Annotated in this window: 10 protein-coding genes; 3 read left to right on the top strand and 7 right to left on the bottom strand. The window is 56.0% G+C overall.

The window, feature by feature from the left end:
* Window positions 1-4 precede the first annotated feature (4 nt).
* Window positions 5-649 carry a 16S rRNA (guanine(527)-N(7))-methyltransferase RsmG gene (rsmG, locus tag KI231_RS29850; protein WP_103302854.1) on the bottom strand — a complete coding sequence of 215 codons (645 nt, stop codon included), beginning with the start codon at window positions 647-649 and terminating at the stop codon, window positions 5-7.
* Entirely contained in the window at window positions 646-2544 is a 1899-nt protein-coding gene (mnmG, locus tag KI231_RS29855; RefSeq protein ID WP_213027085.1) for a tRNA uridine-5-carboxymethylaminomethyl(34) synthesis enzyme MnmG, read from the bottom strand. The genes rsmG and mnmG overlap by 4 nt, the downstream gene beginning before the upstream one ends.
* 582 nt (window positions 2545-3126) lie before the next feature.
* On the opposite strand from mnmG, the gene KI231_RS29860 reads away from it, so the two are divergent.
* The 3 genes from KI231_RS29860 to KI231_RS29870 all read left to right on the top strand — a co-directional run bounded on the left by KI231_RS29860 (window position 3127) and on the right by KI231_RS29870 (window position 7136).
* A complete protein-coding gene (locus tag KI231_RS29860) occupies window positions 3127-3633 on the top strand; it encodes a sigma-70 family RNA polymerase sigma factor (protein WP_213027086.1) in 507 nt (168 codons plus the stop codon).
* Window positions 3633-4580 carry a FecR domain-containing protein gene (locus tag KI231_RS29865; RefSeq protein ID WP_213027087.1) on the top strand — a complete coding sequence of 316 codons (948 nt, stop codon included), beginning with the start codon at window positions 3633-3635 and terminating at the stop codon, window positions 4578-4580. The genes KI231_RS29860 and KI231_RS29865 overlap by 1 nt, the downstream gene beginning before the upstream one ends.
* 120 nt (window positions 4581-4700) lie before the next feature.
* Window positions 4701-7136: a TonB-dependent siderophore receptor gene (locus KI231_RS29870; protein ID WP_213027088.1), complete on the top strand. Its 2436-nt coding sequence runs from the start codon at window positions 4701-4703 to the stop codon at window positions 7134-7136.
* Between the two features lie 43 nt (window positions 7137-7179).
* Here the strand turns inward: KI231_RS29870 and mnmE are convergent, their stop codons facing one another.
* From mnmE to rpmH, 5 genes are all read right to left on the bottom strand, one after another.
* Entirely contained in the window at window positions 7180-8550 is a 1371-nt protein-coding gene (gene mnmE / locus KI231_RS29875) for a tRNA uridine-5-carboxymethylaminomethyl(34) synthesis GTPase MnmE (RefSeq protein WP_213027089.1), read from the bottom strand.
* Between the two features lie 81 nt (window positions 8551-8631).
* On the bottom strand, window positions 8632-10314 hold the full coding sequence (gene yidC, locus KI231_RS29880; protein ID WP_213027090.1) for a membrane protein insertase YidC: 1683 nt from the start codon (window positions 10312-10314) through the stop codon (window positions 8632-8634).
* A 2-nt stretch (window positions 10315-10316) separates the two neighbouring features.
* Window positions 10317-10562 carry a membrane protein insertion efficiency factor YidD gene (gene yidD / locus KI231_RS29885; RefSeq protein ID WP_072397545.1) on the bottom strand — a complete coding sequence of 82 codons (246 nt, stop codon included), beginning with the start codon at window positions 10560-10562 and terminating at the stop codon, window positions 10317-10319.
* Complete coding sequence (gene rnpA, locus KI231_RS29890) at window positions 10555-10956, bottom strand: ribonuclease P protein component (RefSeq protein WP_011336726.1); 402 nt, start codon at window positions 10954-10956, stop codon at window positions 10555-10557. Before rnpA ends, yidD begins: the two co-directional genes overlap by 8 nt.
* A gap of 16 nt (window positions 10957-10972) precedes the next feature.
* Window positions 10973-11107 (bottom strand): 50S ribosomal protein L34, encoded by a 135-nt coding sequence (gene rpmH / locus KI231_RS29895; RefSeq protein ID WP_003213577.1) that lies wholly within the window; start codon window positions 11105-11107, stop codon window positions 10973-10975.
* Window positions 11108-11473 lie beyond the last annotated feature (366 nt).

Consider the following 11473-nt stretch of genomic DNA (forward strand, 5'->3'; position numbering starts at 1 on the left):
CCAATCATGCCGTGCGGCGCAGTATCAGCAGATGGCGTTGGCCTTGGCAACCGGGTACGGCCAGGGCGTGTTCGCTATCGAGTTTGAAGTCTGCCGGCAATGCTACCAGCTCATCGGCCGGATGAACGCCCTTCATTGCCAGCCAGCGTGTATCGGCATCGCCGAGGTGGCGAGTCCAGTTGGTGAAGTTTTCCATGCTGCTGAACGCCCGGGAAATGATCCCGTTGAACGGCTGAGCAGGCTGGAAGGCTTCGACACGGCTGTGGATAACTTGCAGGTTATCCAGTTTGAGTTCGAGTTTGACCTGAGTCAGGAAGCGGGTTTTCTTGCCATTGCTGTCCAGACAGGTCACTTGCGAGTCTGGATACAGGATCGCCAACGGAATTCCCGGCATACCGCCGCCGCTGCCGACATCGAGCCAGCGACCGTTTTCGATGAACGACATTACGCTCAAGCTATCGAGCAAATGACGAGAAACCATTTCGTCCGGATCGCGCACAGCCGTCAGGTTGTAGGCCTGGTTCCATTTGATCAACAGGGCCAGATAACCCAGCAGCAATTCGTGCTGGGTTTCACTGAGATTGACACCGAGCTCGCGGGCTCCTGTGGATAACTCTTCGGCGTGTTGCGAAGTGACCTTAGAACTCAAGCGCTTTGCTCCAACTGACGGCCCGCGCCGCGTTTTTTCAAATGAATCATCAACAGCGAAATGGCTGCCGGGGTCACACCCGGGATCCGCGAAGCCTGGCCCAGCGTCTCGGGTCGAGTCGCGCCGAGCTTGCTTTGGATCTCCTTGGAGAGACCGGAAATGTTGGTGTAATCGATATCCACAGGCAGTTTCGTGTCTTCGCTGGCGCGCAGACGAGCGATTTCGTCCTGTTGACGGTCGATGTACCCGGCGTACTTGGTCTTGATTTCAACCTGCTCGGCGACCTGTGGATCTTCGGCGCCGTTGCCAGTCACTTCGACCAGACCAGCGTAGTCGATTTCCGGACGGCTCAAGAGATTGAGCAAGTTGTATTCGTGGGTCAGCGGCGTGCCGAATTTTTCTGCAATCGCCTCGCCCTGCGGCGTGCCCGGGCGAACCCAGGTGCTTTTCAGGCGCTGTTCTTCCAGCTCGATGCTTTCGCGTTTCTTGCAGAAGGCTGCCCAACGCGCGTCATCGACCAAGCCGAGCTCGCGACCTTTTTCGGTCAAACGCAGGTCGGCGTTGTCCTCGCGCAGGATCAGGCGGTACTCGGCACGGGAAGTGAACATGCGGTACGGCTCTTGGGTGCCGAGGGTGATCAGGTCGTCGACCAACACGCCGATGTAGGCTTCATCGCGACGTGGGCACCAGGCTTCTTTGCCTTTCGCACGCAGTGCAGCGTTGGCGCCAGCGAGCAAACCTTGGGCGCCCGCTTCTTCGTAACCGGTGGTGCCGTTGATTTGCCCGGCGAAGAACAGACCGCCGATGACTTTGGTTTCCAGGCTGTACTTCAAGTCGCGCGGATCGAAGTAGTCGTACTCGATTGCGTAACCCGGACGCACGATGTGCGCGTTTTCCATGCCGCGAATCGACTGCACGATCTGCAATTGCACGTCGAACGGCAAGCTTGTGGATATCCCGTTCGGGTACAGCTCATGGGTGGTCAAACCTTCCGGTTCGATGAACACCTGGTGGCTTTCCTTGTCGGCGAAACGGTGAATCTTGTCTTCGATCGACGGGCAATAACGCGGGCCGATGCCTTCGATTTCACCGGCAGCGGAATACATCGGCGAACGATCGAGGTTCGCCGCGATGATTTCGTGGGTGCGGGCGTTCGTGTGAGTGATCCAGCAACTGACCTGGCGCGGATGCTGTTCTTTGTTGCCCATGAACGACATCACCGGGATCGGCGTATCCCCTGGCTGCTCGGTCATGACCGAGAAATCCACAGATTTGCCATCAATGCGCGGGGGCGTACCGGTTTTCAGGCGACCGACACGCAATGGCAGTTCACGCAGACGGTGAGCCAGGGCGATCGACGGCGGATCTCCGGCGCGACCGCCGGAAAAATTCTGCAACCCGATGTGGATAAGTCCGCCGAGGAACGTACCGGTGGTCAACACCACGGAATCGGCGAAGAAACGCAGACCCATTTGGGTGACAACACCACGGACTTGTTCCTGCTCAACGATCAGGTCGTCAGCGGCTTGTTGAAATATCCACAGGTTCGGCTGGTTTTCCAGGATTTCGCGGACAGCGGCCTTGTACAGAATGCGGTCGGCCTGTGCCCGGGTTGCACGCACGGCCGGGCCTTTACGGCTGTTCAACACGCGAAACTGGATGCCGCCCAGATCGGTGGCGATGGCCATCGCGCCGCCGAGGGCGTCGATTTCCTTGACCAGATGGCTTTTGCCAATGCCACCAATGGCCGGGTTGCAACTCATGGCGCCGAGGGTTTCCACGTTATGCGTCAGCAACAGGGTTTTTGCCCCCATACGTGCTGAGGCCAGTGCTGCCTCGGTACCGGCATGACCGCCGCCGATGACGATCACTTCAAAACGGGAAGGGAAATCCACCACGCACCTCGTGCCTGCTTAAGTAGGTAATTCAGGAATAGTTTGAGATCAGGTTTCTGGACCTGGTCGGCAAGTATAGGGACTTCGCCCTTCCTAAAGAACCCTTTGCACAAAATTTAACCAGCTGTGGAGAACTCGCGGTTAAAAGAATAAAAAAGAGAGAAATTTATAAAACCTTTGTTTTAAAGCTTATTCTTACTGAGCCTCATTTCTGTGGATAGATTGCTACAGGCCTTTATATTCAATATGTACAGAGTTTTAAAAGCCTGTGTCCATGTGGCCATGAGGGGTTTGGATAACCGGTGTAAGCCTGTGGATGAAAGGGGTGGTTATCCACAGAGGGGTTTATATCCAGTTTTCAAGCCCTGTTATCAACTGACCTCAGTGGCACTTATTCACAGGGCTTAATCCACAGAAAATCGATGAATCCACCTTTTTCGGGCACAAAAAAATCGCCACCCATTGCTGGATAGCGAACAGAAAACCCAAAACCAACCGATGGAGTGTTGTCAGAGGCCTATTGTGAGAGGACGTAACAGAGGCTAATAATAGCCATTATCATTAACTCGCCCTCTTCTCCTCATGTCCTTATCCATTCATAACGCTGCGATCGAGCAAATCTACGAGCAACACCATTCGTGGCTATATGGGTGGCTCAAGGGCAAATTGAATGACGCCTGCGATGCTGCCGATGTCGCGCACGACACGTTTGTGCGGATCCTCGCTGCGCGTAATGCCGCGCAGATTCGCGAACCTCGGGACTATCTGACCACCATTGCACGGGGCCTGGTCATTGATCGCTATAGAAGACAGGCCATCGAAGCGGCTTATCTGCAAGCCCTCGCATCTCGTCCCCAAGCCACAGCCATCGGCGAAGAAGACCGGGCGCTGATCATCGAGACGCTGGTCGCTGTGGATAAGGCCTTGACCGGCTTGGGTGCAAGAACCCGGCAGATCTTCATGCTCTCGCAGATCGATGGCCTGACTTATCAACAGATCGCCTCGCAGTTGAAAGTCTCGCTGACCACCGTGAAGAAACACATGATCCGCGCACTGACGGAATGTGCATTGATCATGGCGCAGCTGTGATGGCTATCGCCCCTGATCGCAAAGTCTTTGAAGCGGCTGCCGGTTGGTACGTGCAGTTTCAGTCACAGCCACCGACGCTTGCCGAACAACGGGCATGGCAGCTGTGGATAGATAGCGCTCCTGAACATCTGGCGGCCTGGAATCAGATGGAACGGTTGCAACGCCACCTCGGCACGCTGCCGCAGGATCTGAAGCGACGAGCGTTGAGCACTGGCCAGCAACGCCGCCAAGTGCTGAAGTTGATGGTGTTGGTGGCTGGCGCGGGTCTGGTTGGCTGGAATGTCCAGCAACACACCTCCCTGGGATACGTCTGGGCCGACTATAAAACCCGCGTCGGTCAGAGACGTGACATCACGCTGGCCGATGGCAGTCAGATTCAACTGAATACCGATACGGCCATCGACGTGTCTTTCGATAGCAGGCAACGATTGATCCGTTTGCGCACTGGCGAAATCCTTATACAGACCGGAAACCTCGGCGATCAGCGCCCCCTGTACGTCGAAACCCGCGATGGACGTATCCAAGCCTTGGGTACCCGGTTTTCTGTGCATCAGTTGTCGGGATCGACTCGAGTTGGCGTGCTTGAAGATCGAGTCAGCATTCAGCCTGGTGAAGAATTGGCTACCGCAAGAATATTGAAAGCCGGCGAAGGCGTGGATTTCGATCGTCAGCACATCAGCCGGATTCATTCCTTCAAGCCCGCAGAGGTGGCGTGGACCAATGGCCAGCTGATCGTGCTCGATGCTCGTCTGGGCGACGTACTCGAAGAGTTGGGCCGCTATCGTCATGGCGTGCTGCAGTGCGATGAACGCGCTCGGGATTTACGCGTGTCTGGCACCTTCCGTCTCGATTCCACCGATGCGGTACTGGCAAATCTGCAGGCTTCAATGCCAATAAACGTGCGTTATTTCACTCGTTATTGGGTTTCGATTCGACATAACGCCTGATCGAAAAGACGCCTTTGGAAAAATAAATTGAAAACAGGGTTATCTTTTTTTGCCCTGACCCGGCCCTACAGGTAATCGCGATAAACGCGGCTCTTTGCCACCTTCAGGGCTTATCCACACATGCGTCTTCCCACGTTTCGTCAGCGTTTTTCCCACCACTGCATTGCCTACAGCTTACTGATGACCAGTGCCTCGTCCTGCCTGGTAATGACCGGTAGCGCGTTCGCAGCGACTGCAACCCAGCGTTACGCCATTGCCGCCGGACCACTGGACAGCGCCCTGAGCCAGTTTGCATCGGCCGCGAACGTGATCCTGTCGTTCTCGCCGCAACAGACCAGTCACCTGCGCAGCCCTGGACTGAGCGGCAATTTCTCCGTGGAACAGGGTTTCGCCCAACTGCTGCAAGGTTCCGGTCTGCAAGCCGTGCCACAAGCAGCGGGCAGTTACATTCTGCAGGCACTGCCGACCGGCGATTCGCTGGAATTGGCGCCGACCAACATCAATGGCCAGTTGGCCAACTCGATGAATCTGGATTACGCCGCCGATGTTGGCTACAAGGCGCAGAACAGCCGGATCGGTACGAAAACCAGCACACCGTTGTCGGAAACGCCGCGTTCGGTGTCGGTGGTTACCGCGCAGCGCATGAAGGATCAGAAATCTCAGACGCTGACCGAAGTACTTGGCTACGTTCCGGGGATCTTTGCCCCACCGTTTGCCGCCGGCGACAGTCTGGCCGGCGATCTGTTTTTCATTCGCGGTTTCAACGCCACCGATTACGGCTACGGCCTGCTGCGCGATGGACTACGCGTGCAGGGCAACCGCTATGACACCAGCACCGAGCCATATGGGCTGGAGCGGGTCGAGGTTTTCCGCGGCCCGTCTTCACTGCTCTACGGTGAAAACGCGCCGGGCGGTCTGGTCAATCTGGTGAGCAAGCGTCCGACAGCCGACCCTCAGGGCGAAGTGCAATTGGGGTATGGCTCGAATAATCGCCGGCAGATGGGGGTCGATGTCTCCGGACCTCTCAACGACAGCGGCAATGTGCTTGGTCGGGTGGTGATGCTCGGGCGCAAGTCCGACACGCAGACCGATCATGTACCGGATGATCGTATCTACATCGCCCCGTCGCTGACGCTGAATTTCGACGACTTCAACACTTTGACCTTGCTGGCCAACTACCAGAAGGATCACACCAACATGGAACTCGGTCTGCCGGCCGCGGGTACTTTGTTGAGCAATCCCAACGGCAAGTTATCCAAAGACACCATGCTCGGTGATCCGGACTGGAACACTTTTGAACGCGAAACCTGGAGCACCGGTTATGAGTTCAGCCATTCCTTCAACGACGACTGGCAGTTCCGCCAGAACTCGCGCTACATGCAGTCGCGCATCACCCGCCATGAAACCTGGCCGGGCAACCTGAACAACGCCGGGTTCGGAACGCGGTTGAACATGACCGCTTACGATCGCTTCAACAAATCCATGGTGTACTCGCTGGATAACCAGCTGGAAGGCAAGTTCCAGGTCGGCGGTCTGGAGAACACTGTGCTGTTCGGTGCCAGCTATGACCGCACGTCGTTCAATCAGGACTGGAACGCCGGCATCGTCGGACCGATTGATATCTACAATCCGGTTTATCTTCGCGATCCAACCACCCCGATCGCGGTACAAAACACCTTGCTTGAGCAGCAGATGAAAGGTGTTTATGCACAGATCCAGAGCAAGTATGACCACTGGCTGTTCCTGCTCGGCGGCCGTCAGGATTGGGTCGACAGTGATTTTCGCGACAAAGTGGCCAAGGGCAGCAACATCAGCTCCGAGGACAAGAAGTTCACCTATCAGGGCGGCGTGATGTACCAGTTCGACAACGGTATGACGCCGTATGTCAGCTACTCGACTTCGTTCGTGCCGGTGCAGCAGATCTCCAATGCCGGCGCGCCGCTTGATCCCATCACCAGCAGCCAGTACGAAGTAGGCCTTAAGTACGAGCCGATCGGCTGGGATACCGCGTTCACTGCTTCGGTGTATGACCTGCGCAAAAAGGACGACACCTACTTCGACTCGACGACAGCGACCTATCGCCAGGTCGGCGAAAGCCGTTCCAAAGGTGTAGAGCTGGAACTGAACAGCAACCTGACCCAGAACCTCAATGTCACCGCTGCTTACACCTACACTGACGCGCGGATCACCAAGGATGCCGCGACGTCACTGGTCAAAGGTCGTCAAATGACCGGCGTGCCGCGTAATCAGGCTTCGGCCTGGGCCAAGTACCGCTTCCTCGATGGCGATCTGAAAGGTTTGTACGTTGGCGGTGGTGTGCGTTACTTCGACAGTGCCTTCGCTTACACCTCGCCTTCGTTATACGGAAAGCTTGATGCCGGCGACGTCACCTTGGTGGATGCGGCGATCGGTTATCAGATCGACACTCACTGGAGCGTCGACTTGAACGCGAAAAATCTTTTCGACAAGGAATATGTCTCGGGATGCAACGACGCCGGCCGCTGCTATTGGGGTGAAGACCGTACGCTGCTCGGCACGGTTTCCTACAACTGGTAAAACGAAAAAGGGTCTGTGGACAACTTATCCACAGACCCTTTGGTCATTTGCCGATGCAGAAGCTGGAAAAGATTCTTCCTAACAAGTCATCCGAGCTAAAGGCCCCGGTGATTTCCCCCAGCGAATGCTGAGCCTGGCGCAAATCTTCGGCCAGCAATTCACCCGCGCCAGCCAAAGTCAGTTGTGCGCGGCCGTGTTCCAGCGCTGCACTGGCGTGATGCAAGGCTTCCAGGTGTCGGCGTCGAGCACTGAAACTGCTTTCCGAGGTTTGCTCGTAACCCATGCAGGCTTTGAGGTGATCGCGCAGCAGTTCCAGACCATCGCCTGCCGATTTCGCGCTCAGACTGATGGTCACATGGCCGTCATCACTGACTTCCAGGGCAATCGCTTCACCGGTCAGATCGGCCTTGTTACGAATCAGAGTGACCTTCGCCGGGTCTGGGCGGATTTCGAGGAACTCCGGCCACAAGGCAAACGGGTCCAACGCTTCCGGGGCGGTGGCATCGACGACCAGCAGTACCCGATCGGCTTCACCAATGGCTTTCAATGCACGCTCGACACCGATCTTTTCCACATGATCATCGGTATCGCGCAGGCCTGCGGTATCCACAACGTGCAACGGCATGCCGTCGATGTGGATATGTTCACGCAGGATATCCCGCGTGGTGCCGGCAATCTCGGTGACGATGGCGGCTTCGCGACCGGCCAACGCGTTCAGCAGACTGGACTTGCCGGCGTTCGGACGACCGGCAATCACCACGGTCATGCCGTCACGTAACAAGGCACCCTGCCCGGCTTCGCGCAGCACTGTGGATAATTCATCACGCACCTTGTCGAGCATGCTCAATACATGGCCGTCGGCGAGGAAGTCGATTTCTTCTTCCGGAAAGTCGATGGCGGCTTCGACGTAGATGCGCAGACCAATCAGTTGCTCGGTCAAGTTATGCACACGCTGGGAGAACGCACCTTGCAAGGAACGCAGGGCGTTGCGCGCAGCCTGTGCAGAACTTGCTTCGATCAAGTCGGCGATCGCCTCGGCCTGGGCCAGGTCGAGTTTGTCATTGAGGAAGGCGCGTTCACTGAATTCCCCCGGGCGAGCCAAACGGCAGCCCAATTCCAGGCAACGCTTAAGCAACATGTCCAGAACGATCGGGCCACCGTGGCCCTGCAGTTCCAGCACGTCTTCACCAGTGAACGAGTTCGGCCCTGGGAAATACAGTGCCAGACCTTCATCCAGCACTTGCTGGTCATCACTGAAAAACGGGCCGTAATGGGCGTAACGCGGTTTCAGTTCGCGGCCGCTGATGGCTTTGGCCGCGACACTGGCCAACGGCCCGGAAATACGGACGATGCCGACACCGCCGCGACCTTGGGCGGTGGCAACAGCGGCGATGGTTTCACGAGGTGTGCTCATAAACCGGTATCCAGACAAAAGTGGCAGATAGCAAAACGCCCCACTAGGGGGCGTTTTGAGTGGTGTTATCCACAGTGCAAGTTACGCCTCGGCTTTTTTCGTCGCCGCTTCGATCTTACGCGTGATGTACCACTGTTGTGCAATCGACAGGCAGTTGTTCACAACCCAGTACAGCACCAGACCTGCCGGGAACCACAAGAAGAAGAAGGTGAAGATGATTGGCATCATTTTCATGACCTTCGCCTGCATCGGATCCGGCGGAGTCGGGTTCAGCTGCTGCTGGATGAACATGGTTGCGCCCATGATGATCGGCAGAATGAAGAACGGATCCTTGATCGACAGGTCAGTGATCCACAGCATGAACGGTGCCTGACGCATTTCCACGCTTTCCAGCAGAACCCAGTACAGCGAAAGGAAAACCGGCATCTGCACGAGGATCGGCAAGCAGCCGCCCAGCGGATTGATCTTCTCTTTCTTGTACAGCTCCATCATGGCTTGCGACATTTTCTGCCGGTCATCGCCATGTTGCTCTTTCAGCGCAGCCAGTTTCGGCGCAACGGCACGCATGCGCGCCATCGATTTGTAGCTGGCAGCCGACAGAGGGAAGAAAAGACCCTTGATCAGCATGGTCAGGAAGATGATCGACCAGCCCCAGTTACCCACAATCGCGTGGATGTGTTGCAACAGCCAGAAGATTGGCTGGGCAATGAACCACAGGATGCCGTAGTCGACGGTCAGTTCCAGACCTGGGGACAACTCTTTCAGCACAGCCTGGCTTTTCGGACCGGCGTACAGCACAGCGCTGGTTTCAACTTTGGCACCCGGAGCAGCGGTCAGTGTAGGACCGGTGTAACCGATGATGTAGTTGCCTTTACTGTCTTTACGGGTCTGGACGATGTTGTTTTCGCCCTTGGCCGGAATCCACGCAGTCACGAAGTAGTGTTGCAGCCACGCTACCCAACCACCGGTGACGGTTTCTTTCAGTTGGGCCTTGTCCATGTCCTTCATGGACACTTTCTTGTACGGCTCCGAACTTGTCCACAGGGCGGCGCCCAGGTAAGTCGCGGTACCAGTAGCGGTTGTGGACGAAGGATCAGCGCTGTTATCACGCTTCAACTGGGCGAACATCGCGCCATTCCAGGGCTGAGCGCTCTGGTTATCCACAATGTAGGAAACGGCTACGTCATACAGGCCGCGCTTCAGGGTGAAACGCTTGATGTAATTGACGCCGTCCTTGCTGAATTTCAGGTCAACGACGAGTTGATCCTGACCGTCAGCCAGTTGATAAGTCTTCTTCTCCGAAGAGTAAACCGGACGACCGGCCGGATTTGCGTCCGGGCCGTTGGTACCGATCAGACCGCTTTGTGCCAGATAAACACGCTCGCCGCCGTTATCGAACAGCTGGAACGGAACATCAGGACGATCCTGACGACGTGGATACAAAGGCAAGGTCAGTTGAGCAACATCGGCACCTTGTGGATCGATCGCGAGATCGAGCACGTCGGTTTTGATCTGGATCAGATCCTTGCTGGCGGCCACCGGAGTTTCGGCAGGTGCGCTGGTATCGCTAGCGGCGCGCGGAATATCGTCACTGGCGGCAGCATTATTGCCAGTGGCGGTGTCCGGCAAACCGGATGTAGTCGTACTGGAAGCAACATTCTGAGTCGGCAGGGCAGCCTGGCCATAGTCCTGGTTCCATTTAAGAACCATAACGTAGGACACGATTGCCAGGGCGACGATCAGGATCGTGCGTTTGATATCCATGATTACTCGGCCATCGAAGAAGAACGGGAGGTAGGGATAGGTGGAACCGGGTCATAACCACCGGGATTCCACGGATGACAGCGACCTAAACGACGAAAGGTCAGCCAGCCACCGCGCAGAAGGCCATGTTTTTCGATGGCTTCATACGCGTAGCAAGAACAACTGGGGTAGAAACGACAGTGGCTGGCCATCAAAGGACTAATGGCATAGCGATAAAACTGGATCGGAACGAGTGCCAGTTTACGCATCTGGACTGTCTACCCCTACAGTTTCGGTTTTGACTGCTGGAACGGGCTTGTTACGGGCCAGTCGCTTCCAGAGTTTGCCGAAATGCTGAATCAATTCGGGGTTTTCTACATCACCCAAACCTTTGCGCGCGACGATAACGATATCCCAGCCGACCAGTGAATCCTGGTGCAGACGGAATGATTCGCGCATCAGACGTTTGAGGCGATTTCGCTCAACGGAGAGCTTGACGCTCTTTTTCCCGATAACCAGCCCGAGACGGGGGTGATCGAGATCGTTGTTGCGTGCAAGGAGCAGGAGATTTTTCCCCGGAACCTTGCCGGTAGGGGAGTCAAAGACTGCCTTGAAATGCCGGGGAGTAAGCAGACGCTTTTCCCGACTGAAGTCCTGACTCACCTCCAGTACCGGATTATCAAACTGCCAAACGCGCACGACCTTTGGCGCGACGACGCGACAGGACTGCGCGGCCGTTCTTGGTAGCCATGCGAGCACGGAAACCGTGGGTACGAGCGCGTTTGATAGTGCTTGGTTGGAAAGTACGTTTCATGTCGTGTTACCTGGTTCGTCCACAACGGGCCGGAATGGCCCCCGTTTTAAGAGACCGGGGATTCTAGAGAAAGCAAGCCTTCAGGTCAATTTCCAACCAGCGTTTCCTTATAAATAGATCTTCGGGGCTTCTTTGGCTGAAAGCCTGTTCGCGATACATAAAAATAAAGAAGGGAATTATTTAAAGCTTTTCTGTAAAGCTTATAAAAGCTAGGCACGCCATCATCTGTGGATAAGTGCCATGGGGCCTTATTTTTCGTGATGTACAGAGAATGACAACTACAGTGGAAAACCGTGTTCAGCCTGTGCTGCGCTATCGGATAACCTGTGTGTGGAATGGCCTGTTATCCACAGGCAGGTTATCCAC

Source organism: Pseudomonas sp. Seg1, from assembly GCF_018326005.1.
GTDB lineage: Bacteria > Pseudomonadota > Gammaproteobacteria > Pseudomonadales > Pseudomonadaceae > Aquipseudomonas.